Source organism: Owenweeksia hongkongensis DSM 17368 (genome assembly GCF_000236705.1).
Taxonomy (GTDB): domain Bacteria; phylum Bacteroidota; class Bacteroidia; order Flavobacteriales; family Schleiferiaceae; genus Owenweeksia; species Owenweeksia hongkongensis.
Genome location: NC_016599.1, coordinates 1,732,354 through 1,756,314 on the forward strand (window position 1 = coordinate 1,732,354; position 23,961 = coordinate 1,756,314).

Annotated in this window: 22 protein-coding genes; 4 read left to right on the forward strand and 18 right to left on the reverse strand. The window is 40.2% G+C overall.

Annotated elements, in window-relative coordinates; all coding sequences use genetic code 11:
- The first annotated feature begins 14 nt into the window (after window positions 1-14).
- The 3 genes from OWEHO_RS07895 (at window position 15) to OWEHO_RS07905 (ending at window position 2,826) form a co-directional block, all read left to right on the forward strand.
- Window positions 15-869 (forward strand): hypothetical protein, encoded by an 855-nt coding sequence (locus OWEHO_RS07895; protein WP_014201948.1) that lies wholly within the window; start codon window positions 15-17, stop codon window positions 867-869.
- Window positions 866-1,234 carry a response regulator gene (locus tag OWEHO_RS07900; protein WP_014201949.1) on the forward strand — a complete coding sequence of 123 codons (369 nt, stop codon included), beginning with the start codon at window positions 866-868 and terminating at the stop codon, window positions 1,232-1,234. Before OWEHO_RS07895 ends, OWEHO_RS07900 begins: the two co-directional genes overlap by 4 nt.
- 101 nt (window positions 1,235-1,335) lie before the next feature.
- Window positions 1,336-2,826 carry a sensor histidine kinase gene (locus OWEHO_RS07905; protein ID WP_014201950.1) on the forward strand — a complete coding sequence of 497 codons (1,491 nt, stop codon included), beginning with the start codon at window positions 1,336-1,338 and terminating at the stop codon, window positions 2,824-2,826.
- Here the strand turns inward: OWEHO_RS07905 and OWEHO_RS07910 are convergent, their stop codons facing one another.
- The 9 genes from OWEHO_RS07910 to OWEHO_RS07950 all read right to left on the reverse strand — a co-directional run bounded on the left by OWEHO_RS07910 (window position 2,827) and on the right by OWEHO_RS07950 (window position 11,331).
- Window positions 2,827-3,255, reverse strand: a complete 429-nt coding sequence (locus OWEHO_RS07910; RefSeq protein WP_014201951.1) for a heme-binding domain-containing protein — start codon at window positions 3,253-3,255, stop codon at window positions 2,827-2,829.
- 222 nt (window positions 3,256-3,477) lie between these two features.
- Window positions 3,478-4,050: a GNAT family N-acetyltransferase gene (locus tag OWEHO_RS07915; RefSeq protein WP_014201952.1), complete on the reverse strand. Its 573-nt coding sequence runs from the start codon at window positions 4,048-4,050 to the stop codon at window positions 3,478-3,480.
- 2 nt (window positions 4,051-4,052) lie between these two features.
- Window positions 4,053-5,183: a S41 family peptidase gene (locus OWEHO_RS07920; protein WP_014201953.1), complete on the reverse strand. Its 1,131-nt coding sequence runs from the start codon at window positions 5,181-5,183 to the stop codon at window positions 4,053-4,055.
- The gene (locus OWEHO_RS07925; protein WP_014201954.1) at window positions 5,176-5,508 is read right to left on the reverse strand and encodes a hypothetical protein; all 333 of its coding nucleotides are present in this window, start codon (window positions 5,506-5,508) and stop codon (window positions 5,176-5,178) included. The genes OWEHO_RS07920 and OWEHO_RS07925 overlap by 8 nt, the downstream gene beginning before the upstream one ends.
- A 52-nt stretch (window positions 5,509-5,560) precedes the next feature.
- Window positions 5,561-6,067 (reverse strand): cupin domain-containing protein, encoded by a 507-nt coding sequence (locus OWEHO_RS07930; RefSeq protein ID WP_014201955.1) that lies wholly within the window; start codon window positions 6,065-6,067, stop codon window positions 5,561-5,563.
- Between the two features lie 3 nt (window positions 6,068-6,070).
- Window positions 6,071-7,240: an alpha/beta hydrolase-fold protein gene (locus tag OWEHO_RS07935; protein WP_014201956.1), complete on the reverse strand. Its 1,170-nt coding sequence runs from the start codon at window positions 7,238-7,240 to the stop codon at window positions 6,071-6,073.
- Window positions 7,241-7,329: 89 nt separating this feature from the next.
- Complete coding sequence (acs, locus tag OWEHO_RS07940) at window positions 7,330-9,228, reverse strand: acetate--CoA ligase (protein ID WP_014201957.1); 1,899 nt, start codon at window positions 9,226-9,228, stop codon at window positions 7,330-7,332.
- Window positions 9,229-9,323: 95 nt separating this feature from the next.
- Complete coding sequence (locus OWEHO_RS07945; protein WP_014201958.1) at window positions 9,324-9,701, reverse strand: DUF779 domain-containing protein; 378 nt, start codon at window positions 9,699-9,701, stop codon at window positions 9,324-9,326.
- 103 nt (window positions 9,702-9,804) lie between these two features.
- On the reverse strand, window positions 9,805-11,331 hold the full coding sequence (locus tag OWEHO_RS07950) for an aldehyde dehydrogenase family protein (RefSeq protein ID WP_014201959.1): 1,527 nt from the start codon (window positions 11,329-11,331) through the stop codon (window positions 9,805-9,807).
- A gap of 172 nt (window positions 11,332-11,503) precedes the next feature.
- Here OWEHO_RS07950 and OWEHO_RS07955 point away from each other — a divergent pair, with 172 nt between their 5' ends.
- Window positions 11,504-12,418, forward strand: a complete 915-nt coding sequence (locus OWEHO_RS07955) for an AraC family transcriptional regulator (protein ID WP_014201960.1) — start codon at window positions 11,504-11,506, stop codon at window positions 12,416-12,418.
- Between the two features lie 26 nt (window positions 12,419-12,444).
- On the opposite strand, the gene OWEHO_RS07960 is transcribed toward OWEHO_RS07955, so the two are convergent.
- The 9 genes from OWEHO_RS07960 to OWEHO_RS08000 all read right to left on the reverse strand — a co-directional run bounded on the left by OWEHO_RS07960 (window position 12,445) and on the right by OWEHO_RS08000 (window position 23,860).
- The gene (locus tag OWEHO_RS07960; protein WP_014201961.1) at window positions 12,445-12,699 is read right to left on the reverse strand and encodes a DUF6952 family protein; all 255 of its coding nucleotides are present in this window, start codon (window positions 12,697-12,699) and stop codon (window positions 12,445-12,447) included.
- A 121-nt stretch (window positions 12,700-12,820) separates the two neighbouring features.
- A complete protein-coding gene (locus OWEHO_RS07965; protein ID WP_014201962.1) occupies window positions 12,821-13,807 on the reverse strand; it encodes a c-type cytochrome in 987 nt (328 codons plus the stop codon).
- Window positions 13,808-13,960: 153 nt separating this feature from the next.
- Window positions 13,961-15,769, reverse strand: a complete 1,809-nt coding sequence (locus tag OWEHO_RS07970) for an acyl-CoA dehydrogenase family protein (RefSeq protein ID WP_014201963.1) — start codon at window positions 15,767-15,769, stop codon at window positions 13,961-13,963.
- A gap of 145 nt (window positions 15,770-15,914) precedes the next feature.
- Window positions 15,915-17,573, reverse strand: a complete 1,659-nt coding sequence (locus OWEHO_RS07975) for a hypothetical protein (RefSeq protein WP_014201964.1) — start codon at window positions 17,571-17,573, stop codon at window positions 15,915-15,917.
- Complete coding sequence (locus OWEHO_RS07980) at window positions 17,573-18,142, reverse strand: RNA polymerase sigma factor (protein ID WP_014201965.1); 570 nt, start codon at window positions 18,140-18,142, stop codon at window positions 17,573-17,575. The genes OWEHO_RS07975 and OWEHO_RS07980 overlap by 1 nt, the downstream gene beginning before the upstream one ends.
- A 93-nt stretch (window positions 18,143-18,235) precedes the next feature.
- Window positions 18,236-19,513, reverse strand: a complete 1,278-nt coding sequence (locus tag OWEHO_RS07985) for a PKD domain-containing protein (protein ID WP_014201966.1) — start codon at window positions 19,511-19,513, stop codon at window positions 18,236-18,238.
- A 192-nt stretch (window positions 19,514-19,705) separates the two neighbouring features.
- Window positions 19,706-20,884 (reverse strand): acetyl-CoA C-acyltransferase, encoded by a 1,179-nt coding sequence (locus OWEHO_RS07990; protein ID WP_014201967.1) that lies wholly within the window; start codon window positions 20,882-20,884, stop codon window positions 19,706-19,708.
- A 127-nt stretch (window positions 20,885-21,011) separates the two neighbouring features.
- Window positions 21,012-23,417 (reverse strand): 3-hydroxyacyl-CoA dehydrogenase/enoyl-CoA hydratase family protein, encoded by a 2,406-nt coding sequence (locus OWEHO_RS07995; protein ID WP_014201968.1) that lies wholly within the window; start codon window positions 23,415-23,417, stop codon window positions 21,012-21,014.
- A complete protein-coding gene (locus tag OWEHO_RS08000) occupies window positions 23,414-23,860 on the reverse strand; it encodes a MarR family winged helix-turn-helix transcriptional regulator (protein WP_014201969.1) in 447 nt (148 codons plus the stop codon). The genes OWEHO_RS07995 and OWEHO_RS08000 overlap by 4 nt, the downstream gene beginning before the upstream one ends.
- Window positions 23,861-23,961 lie beyond the last annotated feature (101 nt).

Sequence of the window (23,961 nt, forward strand, 5' to 3'; positions counted from 1 at the left end):
CCAAATGAGCTCCTGTGAATCAGCACCAGCAAATATATAGGGTAACTTACGAAGCCTTTTCGCAATTTTCGAGTAGCCTGGCACGAACTAGCACTCTCGATGAACTTCGTGAATGCCTACAAATAAAGGCCAAGTACCTTTTTGACTATAAATATTTGCGGATAAGTTCTTTTCTTGGCGAAAAATGGATTCACATAAATGTTAGTTCTCAGGAAAGCACAGCTATTATATCCGATTCTCCGGAGCTTTACCCACATGAGGTAGAGCTTCAGAGAAAAGGAATTCCTCGGGTTTGGGATTTATCAGAACTTGAAACATATGCGACAGCTTTACAAATTCCAGCAAAGGATTTAAAAGCTTGGGGATGGCAGTTTAATAACTCTGATCAAAGTGGTATAACCCTCACTTTGGTCGCTAACGCCAGCCAATCTTTTTTAGAAAGAGAGGTGCCTTACATCAAACTTTTTATTGAGATACTAGAGTCTAAGCTCATGCAGATTTTATTGTTTGATCAAATAGCCTCTAAAAATGATGAGCTCAATAATGCGTTGGTTACAATTCAAGAAAGAAATTCTGAAATTCAAACAATCATTGAGCATCAGGACGAAATAATTTCGCGGCAAACCAATGACTTAGAGCAGCAAAATAAGCAGCTTCGAAAAATTGCTGTACTAAATGCCCATCAAGTGCGCGAGCCCCTATCGCGAATATTGGGACTGATGGAAATATCACCTTACTATAGTGCTGATGCTTTAAAAGAGGAAATACTGCCAAAACTCGTTCAGTCTTCAGACGAACTAGACATTGCCTTAAAGGAAGTAATATTAACAGCTGAAAAACCTACTAATACCAAACAAATACCATCATGAAAATAATGCTCGTAGATGATAAGGACATCTCAAACTTCATAATGAGAAAGTTCATAGAAATAAGGAAGCCGGATGCTACAGTAAAGGAATTTACCGACCCCGCGGAAGCCTTTAATGGTATTAATGACTTCAATCCTGACATCATCTTTTTAGACCTTAATATGCCTATAATGAATGGGTGGCAATTTTTGGACAAAATGCTGACCGATAAATTATCTCAAAAAGTGGCCATTCTTACCTCTTCTACCAGTAATGAGGATATGGAGAAAAGCAAAAGCTATGGTAACGTTGTAAACTTTTATGTGAAGCCTCTTACTCCCGATGAATTGGCACGAGTATTTGCTGATTTAAACACACAGTCATAGCCCTGAAGCGAGATGGCAAACCCACTCCTTAAAGATAATCACATTGTAGCTCTTTCCTAATTAAATTACCTTTAAACGCTTCAACCCACGTTGAGCTTTTTATGGAAAAAAAACCAGACTGGCAGCTTGCCGAAAACAATTACTACAAACTACTACTGGACGATACCTTAGCCGGTTATTGGGTTAGGAATTTTAAGGATAACACTGGGTACCTCAGTCCTGCATTCAAGAAAATGTTTGGCTACCAAGACGAGGAAATGCTCACCTCCATTGAAAGCTGGGAACAAATCATTTTTCCTGAAGATCTGGATAAACTGTACAAAAACTTTGAACAGCACGTAAAAAGCCGAGGAGAAATACCTCACCGGATAGAAGTAAGGTATAAACACAAAGATGGATCAACAGTTTGGGTGCAAGCTATAGGCCGAGTAGTAGAATGGGACGAAGATTTCAATCCTGTTCGAATGATAGGTTGTCATATAGATATTAGCAAGCAAAAGAAAATTGAGGATGACCTAAAAATAAGTGAACAACAGTTTAAAGGGGCTTTTCAATATTCATCTATCGGAATGGCACTAGTATCGCTGGAGGGTAAATGGATCAGGGTTAATAATAAGATTTGCGATATACTAGGCTACAGCAATGACGAACTGCTTGCCACCACTTTTCAAGACATAACACACCCTGAAGACTTACGTCTCGACTTGGATTTACTTCAGGAAGTGATTGATCGAAAGCGGAATCATTATCAAATAGAGAAGCGCTATTTTCATAAAAATGGAGAGATAATATGGGTGCAACTGAACGTTTCCATTATCACTAATGATGCAGGCGACCCGCTTCACTTTGTTTCTCAAATACAAGATATCACCAAAAGAAAACAAACAGAAGCCAACTTAATTGCCCTCACTGAAAAACTAACTGCTCGAAATAAAAAACTTGGAGATTTTGCCCACATAGCTTCGCATAACTTAAGGGCTCCTGTGAGCAATCTTACCACATTGATAAATATGTACAATCAAGTGGATGAACTGGAAGATCGCGAAGAAGTGTACAAGAATTTTCAGCGGGTTGTGAATCATCTTTCTTCTACTTTAAATGACCTCATCGATTCTTTAAAAATTCAGGAGAACCTAGATCAGACTCGTGAGTCGATTTCTTTTGAAGAAGTTTTAGGCAAGACTAAAGAAATTCTAGTTGCTCAAATTTTGGAGACAGACACGGTAATTGAAACTGACTTTAGTGAAGTTCACAGTATAATTTACCACCGTCCCTATTTGGAAAGTATTTTTCTAAATCTGCTTTCTAACGCTATCAAATATCGCTCTCCCGACCGTAACCCCATCATCAGGATTTCTACAGGGAAATTAGGAAAAGGTGTAACCTATTTAAAAATATCTGACAACGGTATAGGTATAAACCTAAAAAGACATGGCCATAAGGTTTTCGGTCTTCATAAAACTTTTCATCGCCATAAAGAAGCAAAGGGGGTGGGACTTTTTATGACACGAGCTCAAGTAGAAGCTATGGGCGGGCAAATTTCTGTAGAAAGCGTAGAGCATGAAGGCACTACTTTCACCATACTTTTCTAATTACAGAGACTTAAAGTAGCTTATCAAAGTAGCTCGCTGATCTGCAGAAAGTTCAGCCTCGCTGTGCAGCCAAACATATTTTTCCAGAGGCATTTCCTTTTCTTCAACCATTTCTACAAGCTCTTCTATTTTATGTGCTTTTTTCTTTGGCTCATAATTTTCCCATTCTGATAAGTTAAAATGCTCACGCCCTTCTTCCACATGATCACCGATCCAAAATGAAAGTGGGGCTACATGCGCATACCAAGGCCAAATTGCAGAACTAGAGTGGCAATCATTACAAGCCGATTTCAATATTGATTGCACATCTTTTGGAATATCTTCTCGTATCAAAAGACTCGATTGTGGCTCGGGGCTGTTTTCAGGCAAGGCTGGAATAAATTGAATGACCACCAAAATTAGAACTAAAGCCAATATTATCTTTTTCATGATATAAATTGTTAACTTAAAAACCCTGTGAAATTACATATTTACCCCACATCTGAAAGATCAAAGAAAGAATGTACGGCATTATGCGTATTGATTTCAACAAAGTAAAATTTCATTTTAGTGAATAGAAAAAAGCTCAGAACTTTAACCTAGTGAATGCTGCATTTTTCTGACCCTTGGGTCAACCAAAAAGGTCGCTACATCACACTGTAGTGACCTTTACTATTTAAGGTGTGAAGGATTGATAATGGAGAACTGAAGAAGGTCATAAAACTTACCTTCAAAAAAGTGAATATCCTTAAAATGCGCCTCTTGCATCATGCCCATTCCTCTTACAATTCTTTGTGAGCCCTCATTTTGTGGAGAGATCATTGCAAAAACGGTATGAAGGTTTATATCTTCAAAAGCATATTGAAGCACCCGCGCTGCAGCTTCTTTTCCATAGCCTTTGCGCCAATGTTCTTTTAAAATTGAATAGCCAATTTCACCTCTACACACCGAAATTTCAATTTCTTTAATGGTCAGAAGGCCTATATACCTATCTGTCTTTTTATCAAAAACACACCACTGCACAGCTTTTCCTGTGTTTCTCCATTCAGAGAATTTTTGCCACCACGCGTCCTGCTTCTCCTTAGTATTCAAAGTAGGCAACTGCATATTGTGCCTCACTTCATGATCTGACAAACCCTGAAACACATAATCCCGAAGGCCTTCCGAAACCGGCTTTAAAATCAATCGTTCGCTGTATAAGATTGAAGGACTGGTTATACCTTTCTTGTTAACTTCATAATTCATTATCACAAATGACAGGTTGCACAATCCTTTATTAGGTTAATCACCTTTTGCATTTCCAAATCTATCTCATCCATATAAGTCCCCAATGTAGGATAGGTAGGGAAATCGGGAATCAACCCACGGTTGGAAGGTATCTCTTTTTTAGAATTTGGAAAGACATATACATATCTTGGAATTCCAACCTTAATACCTGAGCTGGGCAAATTAACAGCTTGCTTGGATCCTGCTGCAAATCCTTCGTATCTACTGCCTGTTTCTGAGCCAACAGAGAATGCACCACCATACTCTGCTAAATAGCGAGCTAAGGAAGCTCCTGCAGAATAGGTCCAGGCATTAGTAAGAGTAAATATTTTTCCATCAAAGGCCAACCTACTCCTCTTCGGCATCTTATACGTCTTACTCTTCACTTTCCATGAAATGCTGGTTTTATAAACCTCACCTTGGTCATTCCCTTTTATGATGTAGGGAATCATCTCCATTGCAAATTCGTTTCGACCACCGGTATTGTCACGCAAATCAATTACTAAAACCTCAGCTCCATTCTCTTTAATCTGGGTAAACAATTTTTTGTACAACTTTTTAGCATCATATTTTCCATCCTCCACCACTTTCCAGTCAAAAGTTTTTAGAACAAGAAAAGCCACACTGTCCTGAAAACTTAAATCGTACAGTTCTCCTTTTTTTTCCGGCTCACTTCCTTTTTTAGTTTCATTTCGGGAAGAAAAATTACTACCCATTTGAGACCTTGTCAAAGCTTCAACATTTACTTTGGTTTTCGTTTGACTTGAAAATTTTATCACTGCCAAGTCGAAAAATTCTGGCTGGGCCTCAAACAAATAATACATCCATGCAAAACCAGACTGCAACCTCACTCTCAGGTTATTCTCAATATTTCCATCAGAAGAAATGCATTTGTACATGCGTCCAATAATGCTCTGAATTGAATTTCCATTTATTGAGATTATTTCATCACCTCTTTTCAGGCTTGAATCATTCGAATAGTTGTCCCAAATAAAAACTCTCCCGTCCACCATCTTTATTGAAAAAGGAAAGTAGCGGTAGTTATTTTTCAAAAAACCATAATGCACGGTATCCTCCCAGTCGCCCACATTAAAATGCCCTTCATTACTCAAAGCGCATAATTGCGAAATCTTGGTGAAATATTGGTGAAATATTGGTGAAATATTGGTGAATATCTAAATCGCTGTCTACAGCTGCAATAAGACTATCCGCCCTTTTATCAAAGTCAGGATTGAAGCGATAAACCCCGGGGTTGTACGTAATGATAGACTCCTTTAGAAAACTAAGGTCTTCTAACGTGGCATTTTTGCTAAACAACTGGGAGTAGCTAAACAAAGGAAAAAGGCAGCAAAATAGAAATGCGTGTATCATGACCACTCTAAAGGCTGACATTATTTGTTTAAAATCGTAACGAATAAAATGCTGCTTTCCATTCATACCCAAATTTATTTCGGTTTGGAAGCAGAAAGATAGCCGAATTAAAAAAGTATTATTCGCGCGTCAGAGAAGAAATTATCTTAGAATGATTGGGAAACAAATCAATTAAACTCTCCCTTTTTGCCAACTCAAAATCACGAAAATCAAAGCCCGGGGAAACCGTGCAGCCAACCAAAGAATAATCATCTGGATTTTTAACCGTGGCTCCAAACCAAGTTCCAGCTTCTACCACAAACTGTGGGTGCTGACCATTAATGACATCAGCGCCTATTTCAGTACACCTGTAATCTCCTGCCGGGCCTAATGTATGAAGCAACAATGGCGAACCCTGATAGAAATGCCACATTTCATCTTGCTTAATGCGATGAAAAGCCGAGAAGGTTTCTGAAGTTAGTAGAAAATAAATTCCAGTACAGCAATTGCGCTCACCCTCAAAATTTGCTGCAAGGCTACCTTGTATAATTACCTCCTTACTTCGATAAGTTTCTTTGTAAAATCCTCCTTCAGGGTGCGCTTCAAGACCTAGTTTTTCTCCTAATATTTTTGCTTTTTCGATCATCTCCTATTCGGCTATTCTTGCATTAAATCCTTTGAAGCCTCTATAAAGTCCCTCATGCAAAATAGACGCATGATCTTCATCTTTAAAAAATTGAAACTGACTTTTTACTTTATTCGCACTTTTCACTTCTTTATACAGTTTTTTAGCCACAGCCTTCATCACGCGGCCTTCATTACCCACAGCTACATAAACTGAAATTTCTTTATCAAAATTATCAGCTGCAAAAGCCGGCTCTTGTTCAAGTAAAGAAAAATTGTCATACCACAAGCTAGGGCTCACAATAAAATAGTGATTGAACAGCTCAGGTTTTTTATATAAAACCTCCGTAGCGAAAAGTCCACCTAATGATTGACCAATTAACATATCGGTTCCATTTGCAGGATAATTGGCTGCAATGTATGGCTGCAACTCTGTTTCAATAAATTGCATAAAAGCCGCAGAACTTCCCGTAGTTGGGTATTTTTTCTTGTAATCTTCATCGCTGGAAGGATAGGTAAAATCACGCTTTCTATCTACGTTTTCTATTTCTACCAAAATGCACTTTGGCATAAACTTGTGCCATGGATAGTTGCAAAACTGAAGAAGACCAGCTACATGCAAAAAGTCTTCATGAGCGGAGCCATCCAAAAGATAAATTACTGGATAAGTACTGTCTGCGCTATAGCCTTCCGGCAAATAAATATTTAGAGTTCGGCTTTCACCTAGCGCTTCTGATTGAATGGTTTCGATATTACCAATTACATACTTTTCATTTTCCTGCTCTTTATTTTCTAAAAAAAGTAAATCTTCCTGCGCACGATCGGGCATTCCAGACATACCCTCGGCCTTCATTACAATAGAGCGACTGCATAGTGAAACATGAAGCCCATCAGCGTGCCTAGTTGCATAAATCAGCCACTCTTCGCCCACGTTTGGCGAAATACCACAAGCAGCAGAAGACAAAGCTGTCGTAAAAACAATGTCATTAAGTTCCGCTCCTGATTTATAAAAATGACTCGCATTGAAGAAAACCATTTTGACTTCATCATCTTCCTCAATACCATCAATTACACCTGTGGCAATAAAGTCATAATGCTCATATTGCTTATTATCCATTTTACCAGGATTGGCGCAGGAGCAAGCGTAGGACGCAATAGCGCTAATGAAAAATGCAAATGAAAATAAGTACTTCATGATGATTGTATTGAGCAGTCAAAAGTAATGGAACAAAAAGAAAAGGCCATTCAGTCATGGCCCTTCTCTCGTATTAAATATTCGGAGCTTTACAACGCACCCTCTTTTATCTCATCCACCACATCAGGGTCGAGCAATGTAGAAGTATCACCAAGGCTTGAAGTATCACCTTCTGCAATTTTTCTTAAAATTCTTCGCATAATTTTACCCGAACGGGTTTTGGGCAAACCACTCACAAACTGAATTTTTTCAGGCTTAGCTATTTTTCCAATTTCACCTACCACAGCTTCAATTATTTCAGCCCTTATTTTATCAGGGGTTTCTACAGGTTTATTGGTAATTACATAAGCATAAATGGCTTGGCCTTTTATATCATGTGGATAACCCACAACCGCACTTTCCGAGACTATTTCATCTAATGAATTAATGGCATTTTCAATTTCAGCAGTGCCAAATCGGTGGCCACTTACGTTGATTACATCATCCACACGACCAATTATTCTATACATTCCATTTTCATCGCGCTTGGCTCCATCACCCGTAAAGTAGTATCCTTTATAGGTATTAAAATATGTGTTTTTGCAACGCTCATGATCACCATAGGTGGTGCGCAAAATACTGGGCCACGGATGCTTTATAGCCAAATAACCTTCCACTCCATTTTCTGTAATCTCTTTCCCTTCCTGATCTAAAAGCACCGGCTGTATTCCCGGCAAGGGGTAGCCCGCATGAGTAGGATTCATTGGTGAAAGACCGCCTAATCCTGAAATCATAATTCCACCTGTTTCGGTTTGCCACCATGTGTCTACAATGGGAGACTTTTCTTTACCCACATGAATGTGGTACCATTCCCATGCTTCCTGATTGATAGGCTCACCCACGCTTCCCAGCACTTTGAGTGAATATAGGCCATAGCTCAAAACATGATCTTCACCACAGGCCATAAGCGCCCTGATTGCTGTAGGTGCTGTGTAAAACTGATTCACACCATGCTTGTCTATTACCTGCCAAAAACGACCTGGGCCAGGATAAGTAGGAACACCTTCAAACATTAAAGTAGTTGCGCCATTCAAAAGTGGGCCATAAAGAATATATGTGTGCCCGGTAATCCAGCCGATATCAGCCGTACACCAATAAATATCGCTTTCATCATATTGAAAAACATTAGCAAAGCTATATCCGGCATATACCATATAGCCACCACAGGTATGCACCACTCCCTTTGGCTTTCCTGTGCTTCCGGAAGTGTATAAAATAAATAACATATCCTCAGCATCCATAGGCTCGGCAGGGCAATTTTTATCTACAGTTTCAACTTCCTGGTGAAGCCAAAAATCCCTGCCTTCTTCCATTTTCACATTCCACTGGGTGCGTTCAGAAACGATCACCGTTTCTACAGAAGTACATTCTTTTAGCGCCTCATTCACCACAGCCTTTACGGGAATTTCTTTCGTGCCACGATACAATCCATCTGCAGTAAGCACCATTTTGCATTGACAATCATTGATGCGATCAGCCAAAGCACTAGCCGAAAAACCTGCAAACACCACCGTATGCACAGCCCCTATTCTGGCGCAAGCCATTACGGCTATAGCCAAATCAGGAATCATGGGCATATAGAGCGCAATTCGATCACCCTTTTTTGCACCATGCTTTTTCAGCACATTGGCGTATTTGCATACTTCTTCATGAAGCTCCCGGTAAGTAAGGCGAACAAATCTTTCTTTAGGGTCATTTGGCTCCCAGATAAGAGCCAGTTTGTTGCCACGTTTTTCTAAATGGCGATCCAGACAGTTTTCCGTGATATTTAGCTTACCACCTTTAAACCACTCCACTTTTGGAGTTTCAAACTCCCACTCTAAGGTGGTATCCCATTTCTTTTGCCAAAGAAAATTCTCAGCTATACCAGCCCAAAACTCGGCTGGGTCATCTATACTTTTTTGATATTCAGATTTATATTCCTCAAATGAATTGATCCGATAGGACATATAATATGTTTTATAATTATTTCAATATTTTGCTTAAAGCTAAAAAAATGAGCGCTTGTGCGGATTTATCCTACAAAACAAATGCTCATTTTTTATTAATCTTCAAGATAAGTCAAAGGAGAAAGGTTGGCTGCTTCCCCTTCAGAAAAAAGATGTGATTTAACGAAAAACCTTTTACCCATTGGGATTTCTAATGAAAAGCTAGAACCTCTCCCATTCGTAACATCAACTTCAAGCTGGGTGTGTTTCCAATATTCAAATTGATCTTTGCTCATCCAGAATTCACAACCCGCAATGGTGCCCAAGCACACATCACTACTTCCTATTTTGAAGTCTCCTTTTTCGAAACACATGGGTTGAGAACCATCGCAACATCCTCCGCTTTGGTGAAACATCAATTCACCATATTTTTCCCTCAACTCATCCATTACCTTTTCGGCTTCCTTTGTAATTAAAACTCTGGGCGTAACCATAATTTTTGTTTTTGATTATACAATAAAAGCAAGACGACCTCAGGTAGCAAACTGCTACCGAGGTCGATGTCTCACCTAACTTAACAACAAAATATTTTGAAGTCTAAAAGAAGCCTAATTTCTTCTTGTCATAAGAAATCAGCATGTTTTTGGTTTGACGATAATGATCGAGCATCATTTTGTGATTTTCACGGCCAAACCCAGATTTTTTGTACCCACCAAACGGAGCATGAGCAGGATAAGCATGGTAATTATTTATCCAAACACGGCCCGCCTGAATGGCTCTTGGTACTTGATAGATTTCATGAGCATCGCGTGTCCAGAGACCTGCCCCTAATCCATACATGGTGTCATTTGCAATTTCTATTGCTTCTTCTGTAGTTTTGAAAGTGGTAACGGCCACTACAGGGCCAAAAATTTCCTCTTGGAATACGCGCATCTTATTATGCCCTTTGAAGATGGTTGGCTGCACATAATAGCCTTCTTCAAGTCCACTATTTTGTGAAAACTTAGCGCCTCCACAAAGTACCTGAGCGCCTTCTTCTTTACCAATATTTAGGTAGCTCATAATCTTTTCATACTGATCATTTGAAGCCTGAGCTCCCATCATTGTAGAAGGATCAAGAGGATTCCCCATTTTGATGGCTTTGGTACGTGCTATTACGCGCTCCATAAACTTGTCGTAAATATCCTCATGCACCAACATTCGAGACGGACAGGTGCACACCTCACCTTGATTTAAGGCAAACATCACGGCTCCCTCTACTGCTTTGTCAAAAAACTCATCATCCGCATCACCTACTGATTTCATAAAAACATTTGGAGACTTACCTCCCAACTCCATTGTCACAGGTACTAAGTTTTCCGATGCATACTGCATAATCAAACGACCTGTTGTTGTTTCTCCTGTAAAAGAAACTTTGGCAACTCTTGGTGAAGTGGCTAAAGGTTTTCCTGCCTCTGGACCAAAACCTGTAACTACATTTAAAACTCCCGGAGGAAGAATGCCATCGATCAACTCCATAAGGCACATAATGCTGGTAGGCGTTTGCTCGGCTGGTTTTACCACTATGCAATTTCCTGCGGCTAATGCCGGAGCTACTTTCCATGTGGCCATTAATAGAGGGAAGTTCCATGGAATAATTTGACCAACAACGCCCAATGGTTCGTGCAAAGCGATGCTCACCGTATTTTCATCATGCTCAGAAATAGTGCTTTCATCAGCACGAATAACTCCGGCAAAGTAGCGGAAGTGATCTATCACTAGAGGCAAATCTGCCGCCATACATTCACGAATAGCCTTTCCATTATCTATAGTTTCTATAGTGGCCAGATATTCTAAGTTATCCTCTATTACTTGTGCTATTTTATTGAGCATATTAGATCGGCTTGCCGCTGAAGTCTTACTCCATGAAGGAAAAGCTTTATGAGCTGCATCCAATGCTAACTCAATATCTGCTTTGGTACCCCGGGCTGCTTGAGTAAAAGGTTGTCCATTTATTGGGGATATATTTTCAAAATATTCACCATTGCTTGGTTTTACCCATTCACCTCCAATGAAGTGCTCATATTTTGGTTTAAACTCAACTGATTTCCCAACAAAGGGAAATGATGCTGTTGCTGCTTCCATAATTTCTTCTTTTTGATTTACCCAATTTTCTGAATTTATTTCCCAGATGAAGTGGAGTATCTTATCAATCCATAGCACAATCTTCCCAAAGGTTTATTCACATCAATAATGCAGGTCAGAATTCAATATATTAGCTAAATAGCCATCATCTGTAAAATAGAAAAGCACCATCGTGGAATATATAGTTCCTTATAAATTGACTGACATCGATCAACTTCACTCATTAGTGGAGCACCGTTCTAAATTCAGTCTTGATTTTTGTGAACTTAACGTGTTTGAAACTCGCCAAAAGGCCTCAGATTTCAATCTGAAGTTTGATGGATTTACCATCACCTCAATGCTTAGGGGAAAAAAAATAATGCACCTGGACGGCTTTGATGATTTTGAATATGTGCCTGGAGAAACCGTGGTAGCACCAGCCGACACGCTTATGCGAATTGATTTTCCTGAAGCAGAAATGCGCGCACCTACACAATGCACTGCCTTGGTGATTGACAACAGCTACCTTAGTCAACAAGTAAATACTATCAATGCTTCGTGGAAAGGCACCCGCATTAGTCAGCCGGAATGGAAAGTAAATCCAGATGAACTGATTATTAAAAATAATAGAGCCCTGGCAAACACAAGCTCACGGCTACTTGAGGTACTCACCAGCAATGACCCCTTTAAAGAATACCAGGCTGACTTGATGCTGAGAGAATTAGTGCTTCACATGCTGAAACTTCAGAATCTTGGTACCCTGCAGCGTGATTACCGCTCAAATAGCAATCGCTCACCATTTGATGCAGTACTTAACTTTATCGTTACTCACCTTAGCTCAGATATCAAGATTGAAGAATTGTGCAAAATTGCATGCATGAGCAAATCCACATTTTATCGAGCCTTTACGGATGAGTATGGAGTTACCCCTGTTCAGCTAATTCTTGAAGAAAGGCTAAAGTTTGCCAAAAGTCTTCTTAGTAACCATCAAGAAATAAGCATCAAAGAAGTAGCCTATGCCGCTGGCTTCAACGACCCCAACTATTTCACAAGAGTTTTTAGAAAAATGGAAGGTGGCACCCCGAGTGAGTTCAGGGAGAGATTATAGCTATTCAAAAACTAAAACTTGAAACGTTAGTTTATCGACCCGGTCACCCTTTTCATAAAGTCATTCATAGCGTCTTTGCGCGAAGCTCCCTCTTTTACTTGTTTCACTACTTCCAGTGATCCATAAAGATTCGATAGAATTTCTCCGATTACGTCCAGCTCTTCATCCTTTATTCCTTTCGCTTCCGCTAAATGCTCAAGTAACTCGATAGTTTCTACTACCCAATCCTCGTCATTTTGATCAACAAAATCTACTATATGCTTTATTACCGGTAACCTCATTTTTGTTCGCTTTGATTATACCGCAAACATATATAGCTAACTTTTATTGGAAACGATATTCTAATAGCAAATTACTATGTATTGATTTTTGGTATTTACTAAGTCCTTAACGAGAAACACTTTACTCTTCCAAGGTAACCACACTATATTTCGCAACTGAATGTCTGTTAGACTCTAGAGTTTGTAAATAGGCATAAATAGCCTCCAGGTCTTCATCTTTCATGTATGCGTAATAGCCCCAAGGCATAATGGTGTTATACTCTCCTTTTCCCACTTTATGTGGAACAAAGTTTTCTCCATAAGCATTGAAGCGATCCACAAATTCCTGAGAGCTCCACATGCCAATTCCTGTTTCTTTACATGGAGTAAGGTTGGCTGACCGACACACCACACCATTTGGCATTACAAATTCAAAGCCTCCAGCCAGTTCTAGCTCGGTGATAAATTCCCCTTTTTCTTGTGGAGTATGACATTCCGCGCAAGCGGCAGCAGTCAACATATACTTACCATGGGCTATTCTATTGGCTACGGTGGTCTTTTCCATTTTCTGCTCTTGCTTCATTGGGATGGTATTCACTATCAGATTAAGTGGAAAATCCAGTTCTCGTTTAGGTATTACCGAAACTACTGGAGGGGTGCTTCTTAAGTAAGCAATTACAGAATAGATGTCCTCGTCAGCTAATTGCCCATATCTCAAATATGGCATAATGGGAAAGAGGGCATTTCCGTCTCTATCCACACCCATGGTAATCGCTCGGTAAATCTCACCATCAGTCCAATCTTTTAGGGCATAAGGGGTGATATTGGGTGCCACCAGCTCACCATCAAAACCATTATGGTGCCCCCAATGTTCGCCTCCGGCACCTCTGGTTCCTTCTACGACTGGGCCGGCAAATAAAGAAAAATCTCGCTGAGCATGACAATCCATACAGCCCATCACTGAATTAGCCAAATACCTGCCATGCTCCAACCTCTCAGGGGTTGACTCAATTACAAGGTCTGGGGCATCACCAACATTGGGAAGGGCTGTTTTTACATAAATAAAACCGCCCAGTAAGACAAGAGTAATGAGTACACAGAGTACCCCTATAATTTTAAGGATTCGCATTTCGGTTAAGTTTTGGTTTGGTCTATAAATTTACCAAAAACTAAGAATAAATAGTTTAAACCAAAAAAAGAAAAGCCTGAAAACCAATGGCTCTCAGGCTCCTAGTTGATGTATCAACATCTGTTCAACCGCATTAAAAACTCAAATTTCAATCTAAAATGGATACTTATTTTCAGCAATCACCTTGCCTGCAATACGCTTCCTTGTTTCTTTTACATTAACAGGGTTTTGCACTTTCGTAAAACGCTTCAAACCCATTAGCAACATACGCTGCTCATCACCTTCAGTAAAACTGTAAATAGCTTCTCGTCCGGCTTGGCCCACTTTTTCTATGGCGAAATGAAGATTTAAACGAGCCATATCGATTTGATTAGCAGCAGCATCCTCCCCATTTTTATTGGCTAATTTCTCGGCTCTTAATATTGCACTTTCAGCAGCGTACACCTGAAGCAACATATCAGCCGCATTCATAAGTAATTGCTGCTCATTTTCTATTTCTATTGTAAACTTCTCCACAGCTTTTCCAGCTACCATCAAAAATGCCTTTTTAAGCTTCTCCACCATTTCTTTCTCTTCTGTAAAAAGAACAGAATAGTCAGGTGTATCAAAAGAAGGGATAGACATCAACTCACTACCAATTTTCATGGCCGGAGTCATCAAGTCTACTTCACCTTTCATAGCTTTTTTAAGAAGCATCCCTACGCTGTGCATGCGATTAATCTCGTTGGTTCCTTCGTAAATACGGGTGATACGAGCATCGCGATAAGCAGCTTCCATGGGCGCATCAGCACTGTAACCCATACCTCCATATATCTGTACACCCTCATCTACAACAAAGCTGTTTACTTCAGATCCAAATACTTTCAAAATAGCGCACTCGATTGCGTATTCCTCTACTCCTTTAAGCTTCGCTTCAGGGGCACTCATGCCTCCTTCTTGTAATCGGATTATGTGATTCTCTACATCCTGACCTGCACGATAAGAAGCACTTTCTGCTGCCCAAGTAAGAGTTGCCATATCAGCCAGTTTTTGCTGAATGGCTCCAAAATTTGTGATACTTTGACCAAACTGCTTGCGCTCGTTACCATATTCTACTGAATGAGTAATCACGCGCTTATTAGCATCCAAAGTAGCCACAGCTAATTTTATACGCCCATAGTTCAAAGCATTCATAGCAATTTTAAAACCACCATTTCTTTCACCCAGTAGGTTTTCTACAGGTACCAGCATATCATTAAAAAATACCTGCCGCGTAGAACTTGAACGGATACCAAGTTTATTTTCTTCTTCTCCAAAGCTTAAACCTTCGGTACCTCTTTCTACAATAAAACCAGTCAAATACTTGTCATCTTCAATACGGGCAAACACAGTAAAGATGTCCGCAAATCCAGCATTTGAAATCCAAATTTTCTGTCCATTGATTTTATAATGTTTACCGTCAGCGGTTAGCTCAGCTTTGGTCTTTCCGCTATTTGCATCACTACCAGCACCTGGCTCTGTAAGGCAGTATGCTCCCATATATTCCCCAGTTACCAGCTTAGGCAAATACTTTTTCTTTTGCTCTTCATTTCCATATAAGGCTATAGGCAAGACACCAATACCCGTGTGCGCTCCATAAGCCGTAGAAAGCGAACCTGTAACCCCAGATATCTTATCTGTCACCAACATAGAAGTATTGAAATCCATACCCAATCCGCCATATTCTTCAGAAACCGTAATTCCTAAAAGTCCAAGCTCACCCACCTTTTTCATTAGCTCTTCAGTAAAGGTATAGTCCTTTTTCTCAAAGCGCTCACGATATGGAACCACCTCCTTTTCCATAAACTCGGTAGTGGCCTGAGCCATCATATTCTGTTCTTCATTAAAATCTTCAGGAATGAAAATATCTTCAGATTTGGATTCACGGATGATAAACTCTCCGCCTCTAAGAAACTTTTGTTCTTCTGCAGTTGTGGTTGACATGACTTATTTAAATTTTATGATTGCACTTCTTTTTCTAAACTTTAGAATTGAGCTTTCCAAAGATAAAAAAATAAACTATGCATGCATAATAAAAGCTTAAAAAAATGCCCCGGATTTCTCAAGGGCACATTCTCTATTTAAACCTCTACCAATGATAGGTGAGTCCTATTTGAAAATTGCAATACAGCTGTTGGGGTCGATACTCATTGGCTACTAAACCATACCTCAAACCTGCTCGTCCAAATACTGACCACTCGGGCTTTAGGTAAAAACGTATGGCTGGCTGTATTACGGCATCCATTCCAAATTTCTTTTGAATATCCGCTCCCTCCACCGTTCCGGTAGTGAGCTGATTTAGCACTACTCCTCCAAAAATATCTACAGCCAATCGGTTGAACCTAAAACGATGTCCAGCCATAATCGGCATTTCGATGTAAGATAATTTTACGCGTCTGTTTTCTGTTGTTTCAATTTTAGTGACGGTACTATCCAGGATAGTATCTGTAGAAGAACTTACCGTTGTAGTGGTATAACTCTTATCTGCCCAGTGCCCCGAGTAAGCCGAATCAATTACCCATGCAGAATCTTTTACCGTAGTAATTGTAGTATCCCAAACTGTATTGTGTGTGGTATTATAGTTTGTCTGCGAAGAATAATTAATAAACTCGGATAGCGTATTCATTTGATAATAATGTATACCCGTATTCAACAACAAACCTCCGCGCTGAATATCCACATCAACGCCAACTCCAGTGCCATATAAATTGCCACTAAAGTCTGTGCTATAACCAGCACCAACATTCAGCCCATTGAGGCTAAACCCTGCACTTCTAAGATTTATGGACTCAGCTGGAGTGGAAGATTCCTCATAATCACTTTGAACCAAATCCTGTGAATTGTCTTCACTTAGCTCTTCTTCATCATCAAGTTCTTCAGAAACCTCTTCAAGTGATTTTTCTATTTTTTCAGCAGGCTCTTCATCAATAGTTGCCTCTTCAAGGTTATCATCAACTATGAATTTGTCAGGCTCATTTTCATTTACCTCATTTTGAGAAGTCAGTACCAACTCTTCATTTTGAAATTCATTTTCATCAGCCTCAGACTCACTTGAACTCGACACCTCTGTATTCTCAGTTTCTGTTTTTACTTTTACTTCCTCCTCAACTGACAAAATTGACTGGCCCTCTGCTGCTGCTACTTCCTTTGCCTCATCAGCAGGATTTTCAACTACCAGAGATTCGTCAAGAGTTTTTGCATCTGATGCAACTACCTCTTTTGTAGAAATTTCTTCTGCCTTTTCAATGTTGTTATCACTTCCCTCCGTCTCTAGTCGGGTGCTAATAATTTTAGCTTCATCACCATTTTCACTTTGGATTGCACTTATCACTTCGACAGATTCTTGATTGTTTGCGCTGATATCAGCTGTCTGTTTTTTTGGCTCAATATTAGAAACTTCCACTACTTCATCCTGAGATTCTGGTTTTTCCGAAATGCTACTTCCTTTAGCAGCATCCCCACTATTGCTAACAGGTTCAATAATTGGGCTTTCCACTTGAACAGAATTATCACTAGAATTATTCTGCCCATCTTCGCTTGACGAATACATTAAATATCCAAAGCCGAGCACCGCCAAAAGAAGAACACCCAAACCAGTTTTAAACCATAGACCAATGCCCCCCTTAGGGTTGGCTATAGAAGGATGTGCCTGTATCTTCGCATTCATGGCCTCCCAATCACTTGCCTGGGGACCACTCAGCGGAGCGCTATCAACTTTGTCTGTTATTTTTTTCCAGCTATTGGCCATCAAATTACTTTTTTCAAATCGCTGTGTGCTTCTATCATCTTCTTTAGCTTAAGCTTTGCAGCTTTCAAATAGCGCTTTGTAGTGCGCTCGGTCACGTTTAGCTTTTCGGCTATTTCGCGATGCTGATACCCTTCTGATTCATAAAGGTTAAAAACCAACCTTTCATTCTCTGGAAGGTTAAAAATCATATCCTGAATTTCTTCGGCAGTGAGTTGCTCAATGATTTGCTCATGACCTTTCTTTAGGCTGGCAAATTCCAAGTCGGCATCACTATCTTTTAAATCTGTTTCTTCAGTATACGTTTTGTTTTTTCGATAATCATCAATTGCCGTCCGCACCATAATGGTAGATGCCCAAGCAAAAAAATCACGTGAATTATCGTAGCTCTCCAGATTTAGCAAAACTTTCAAAAAACCATCATTTGCAAGATATACCGCATCTTCCCTGTTGCGCTTGTAGCGCCTACAGGTTCTCATAAGATGCTCAAAACTCAGCTGATATAAATCAAACTGGGCTTGACGATCATTTTTGAGGCATTTCGTTATGGTTTTTTGCAGTTGCCTTTCCATCGGTTTTTTAAACAAATCCCCGCCTCCCTATAAAAGAGAGGCAGGATTTGCTAGGGGTAAGAGACTCAATTAAACTCTTAAATTAATCCAAAACTATTGAACCATCATGCGCACCGCTGTTTCTCCCTGTTCGCTTTTTACGCGAAGGATATACACACCGGTTTCCAATCCGTTCAATTTGATGGAAGAAGTATTTGGTGTGATGCTTTTTATCAACTGTCCGTTGATGCTAATTACATCTATTTGTTCCACACCAATACTAGCTTCCCAAGCAAGAGTTGCTTCACCATGTGTTGGGTTAGGGAATAAGTTAAATTTAGATTCAAGACCTATTTCTTTTTGACCAACCGTTGCAGGATCTACTACATTAATAGTAAAACCTTGCCCTGATGATTTGTAAATCAAATTACCATTGCTATCAAAGCCAATGGAATCACAGTAAGTGCTTGTACAGGTATCTGTTCCAGTAGCAGTTTGGGCAACAGAAACTATGGTTAAGCATACCTGATACACACCAGTATCACTATAAGTATGACTTGGGTATTGCTGATTTACGGTTGGCGAACCATCACCAAAATCCCAGCGGTAACCGATAATATTGGCCATACTATCTGTGCTGCTATTTTCCCAAACTACCACCTGACCGTTAAAATTGATGGAGTTTACAGAATCTACAAAGAAATCTGCTTGGCAAGAATGACTTGCTGGAGGTGGTGGAGTAGAACCTCCAACACAGATCGGAGCACATGCAGTCATTCGCTGATAGCAAACCGGTCCTGGATTAGTATTTGAAAAAATCCATAGGGTATCCTCATTAGGCCCTTCCCAAGAAAGACGGGTGGTTGTCCTAGTAATCCCATTATAGGACCAAGTATGAGTGACAGGGGTATTAATTGCAGCAAAATTAGAATCCCGTAAAGAAGCTGCTGTATATTGAAACAGTGGTGGAAGTGAGGGCAAATAAATCATCGAATCCACGCTAACTAATGCGTCACAAGCCGAAGGTACACATTGGACTTGCACAGAGCCTGTTGTAATAGCTCCGTTAAAGGCTTGCCTGAGTAGAAACGCAGGGTTCATTTGGCAATCAAATACCCCAACTACTACGGAGTCTGTGCTATTCAAATTACCATAACCAATGGAATAGTGCCCTACTGCATCTGTATAAGTATAATATAGAAAACTTGTCTCATCAAAAGATGGGCTGGAAGGGTTGTTTACCATATGTGACCCATAATAGAAAACGGCCACTCCTGGTATTGGCTGCGAGGATGCATCTGTAATTATTCCCTGAATTGTACCAGAAAGTTGCCCTTGCGCCATAAATCCGCAAAGCATAATGCTTAAAAAGCTGAATAATATCTTTTTCATAATTAAAGTTTTTTCATTTTTATGTTTTGATTAAAAGACCTTCACTACATACTACGCAGGCTTTCTATAAAAAGTGACATTAGGACATAAAAAAAGCGGCTGAAGCCGCTTAGTGGGTATTGGGTAATGGGTATAGAGTATTGAGAATACCCGTTACTCAATACCCACTACCTTTTCCCCGGTAAACCGGGGTCACATCATCTCATAAATTCCGGCTGCACCCTGCCCTGTACCTACACACATCGTTACCATTCCGTATTTTTTGTCGCGTTTTTTCAGTTCATTAAAAATCTGAACGCTCAATTTAGCTCCTGTACAGCCTAGTGGGTGTCCCATAGAAATGGCGCCCCCATTTACGTTAAGTATATCTTGATTGATTCCTAACTCACGCACTACCGCCAAAGATTGAGAAGCAAATGCCTCATTCAGTTCAATCAATTCGATTTGATCTAATGTCATTCCTGCTTGCTTCAGTGCTTTTGGAATTGCCTCTACCGGACCTATACCCATGATACGCGGCTCCACGCCCATTGCAGCGTAAGAAACCAAACGAGCTATTGGCTCAAGGTTTAATTCTCTCACCATCTTTTCGCTCATCACCACAACAAATGCAGCACCGTCAGAAGTTTGAGAAGAATTACCAGCAGTAACCACTCCACCTTGCGCAAATACAGGTCTTAGCTTTGCTAGCACCTCTTTTGAAGTATCTGCACGCGGGCCTTCATCCGTATCTACAATGTATTTTCTGGTTTGCTGTTTTTCGTTTTTATCAAGATAAGTTTCCTCAACCTCAATCGGTAGAATTTCATCCTTAAAGCGACCTTCCTTGATTGCCTTCAAAGCTTTCATATGAGAATTGTAGGCAAACTCATCCTGGTCTTCACGGCTCACCTTATACTTTTCAGCTACAGCTTCTGCCGTAAGACCCATATTATTGTACCAATCAGGATTGGTTTTGGCCGTGTTATAATTTGGGGTAACCTTATAGCCTCCCATCGGGATATAGCTCATGCTTTCGGCACCACCGGCAATTATACAATCCGCCATTCCAGCTTTAATTTTGGCCGTAGCCATAGCTATAGTTTCTATACCGGATGCGCAGTAGCGGTTTACTGTAACTCCAGGAACGCTATCCGTATCCAATCCCATGAGCGACACCAACCTTCCCATATTCAGGCCTTGCTCGGCCTCGGGCATGGCATTACCCACTATTACATCATCCACTCTTTCTTTTTCAAGAGCAGGCAGACTTTTCATCAAGTCTTTTATTACTGATGCCGCCAAATCATCAGGACGCGTAAAGCGAAATACTCCTCTCGAAGCCTTTCCTACGGCTGTCCTTTTTGCGGCTACTATATATGCTTCTTGCATTTTTTTTAAGTATTAAGTACATAGTATGAAGTACTGAGAAAATAACCCAACCACTTTATACCATGCTAATTATCTTACTTTTTCATTTACCAATTTGTACTGAATATTCTGTACTGAGTACTTTATACTAGTTTCTAAGTGGTTTTCCCGTTTGCAACATGTGCTGTATGCGCTCCATGGTTTTCTTGTTTGCACAAAGTTTCACAAAAGCTTCACGCTCCAAATCCAAAAGGTATTGTTCAGAAACTTCAGTAGCTTCACTAAGCGGCCCTCCCGACATTACATTTCCAAGAGATTCCACCATTTTCTTTTCATATTCTGAAGCGTATCCACCTTCCATCATTTGGTGAGCTCCAACTATAAAGGCTCCCAAAGCCTGCTTTCCAAGAACTTTTACATTCTTTTCTTTGATAGGCTTGGAATACCCTGTTTCTGCTAAAGCAATACATTTCTCCTTTGCGTCAGCAATCAGCCTGCGCTTATTCATGGTAATGCCATCACGGCCTTCTACCAAATAGCCAAGATTGAAAGCTTCAACAGCAGAAGTGGAAACTTTAGCCTGAGCTATTTTGATCAGATTTTCGCGATAAGCGTTTAGCTCTATATCATCTTTTACATAGCGATCTCCAGCACGTTTGGTAAGCTCTTTAGAACCACCTCCACCAGGAATCACACCTACACCAAACTCTACAAGTCCAATGTAACTTTCGGCTGAAGCCTGAACAGCATCCGCATGAAGTGTGGCTTCGCAGCCACCTCCAAGGGTCATATTATGAGGTGCTACCACCACGGGTACTGATGAATAGCGAATACGCATCATAGTATCCTGAAAGTGCTTTACAGCAAAATTCAACTCGTCATATTCCTGCTCTACGGCCATCATAAAGATCATCCCAAGATTGGCACCTACAGTAAAGTTTTGCCCTTGATTGGCAATCACCACTCCGCGATATTCTTTTTCGGCCAGCTCAATTCCTTTGTTGATTCCTGCTAAAACACCTCCCCCTAGAGAGTTCATTTTAGAATGGAATTCTACATTAAGGATTCCATCACCCAAATCAATTACCGAGCAGTCTTCGTTTTTCCAAACGGTTTTGCTTTCACGAATATGGTCGAGAATGATGAGTTCACGTACTCCGGGAACTTCTACCATCTTTTTATCAGGGATGGAGTAATAATGCTGAATGCCATCTTTCACTTCATAGAAGGATTTGAAACCAGCATCAAGCATTTCCCGAACCCAGCCTGCTACTTCATGACCTTCATCTTTGGCAAACTGCAAACCTTTTTCAACACCTATTGCATCCCAAATTTCAAATGGCCCGTGCTGCCAACCAAAACCGGCACGCATGGCTTCATCTATTCTAAAAAGTTCATCTGAAATTTCAGGAATACGATTGGACACATAAGCAAAAAGCCCTGCGAAAGATTTACGGTAAAACTCTCCGGCTTTGTCTTTAGCTCCAGCTAAAACCTTAAAGCGATCGACCACTTTGTCAATTCCTTTAGTTTGATCTAAAACTGGAAATTTAGTTTTGCTTTGAGACGTATATTCTAATGTGTCAAGATCCAAAGACAAGATTTCAGATTTGCCATCCTTGTCTTTTACTTTTTTATAAAACCCTTGACCAGACTTAGAACCCAGCCAATTGTTTTCCTGCATTTTATTTAAAAACTCAGGGAGCTTAAACGTAGTATTTCGTTCGTCTTGCTTTACATTTTCATAAAGACCATTGGCCACATGGATAAGTGTATCAAGCCCCACAACATCCGCAGTACGGAAGGTTGCCGACTTTGGACGGCCGATAACCGGACCCGTCAATTTATCCACATCTTCCACGCTCAGTCCTAATTCCTGAACGCTATTAAAAAGGTCCATAATTCCAAAAATACCCACTCGGTTTGCAATAAACGCAGGGGTATCTTTTGCCAAAACTGTGGTCTTCCCAAGATTCACATCACTATATTTCATCAAGAAATCAATCACTTGAGGATCGGTGTGCTTGGTAGGAATTATTTCTAAAAGTTCCAGATAACGTGGCGGGTTGAAAAAGTGTGTTCCGCAGAAGAATTTTTTAAAGTCCTCACTTCTGCCTTCCGTCATCAAATGAATTGGAATACCGCTCGTATTTGATGAAATAAAAGTTCCTGGCTTACGGTGTTTCTCTACTTTTTCAAAAACTTGCTGTTTGATATCCAAACGCTCTACAACCACCTCAATGGTCCAGTCGACATCTTTAATTTTATCAAGGTCATCGTCAAAGTTTCCGGTAGTAATCCGGCTAACGAAAGCCTTATCATAAATAGGTGATGGATTACTCTTAAGGGTGCTCTGCAAGGCGTCATTCACAATTCTATTCCTAACGGCCTTATCCTCCAAGGTTAAGCCCTTAGCTTTTTCCTTGTCATTCAGTTCTCGTGGCACAATATCCAGCAACAATACTTGTACGCCAATATTGGCAAAGTGGCAAGCAATGCGCGAACCCATTACGCCTGAGCCCAGCACCGCCACTTTTTGAATTGTTTGATTCATACTTCTTTTAAATAAATTTTTCGGTTTGTAATAAGCTCGTTGACTTTACTAATTACTTCAAAAAAGATTTCGAGCTTTTGTTCGGGGACAGCTGAAAAAATAGCCTCGTTAAACCTAACGACTGCCTGCTTGGCATCCGCCCGCTTTTCCAGTCCCAAGTCTGTGAGGTGGACTAAAACACTACGTCCATCAATCGGATTTTTCCTTCTCTCTATTAGCCCGCGCTCTTCCATATTCTTTAGAATACGCGAAAGACTAGTGGCTTCCATTCCCATCTTTGGGCCAAGAGAAGTTGAGGGTGTACCTTCTTCTTTATCAATATTAAGAAGAACATATCCTGTAGCCATGGTAGCATCATATTTAGAGGCCTCCTCATTATACATCTTCGCGATGCTTTGCCAGGTTCTCTTAATATGAAAATCTATGGTATCTTCTTGTTTCAATGGTATAAGGATTAGTGAAACTCAAATATAGCAAATTTTTACTATGCGCGCATAGTAAAATAGTGATTATTTTCCTACAATCACTATGTGCTGAAACTTAA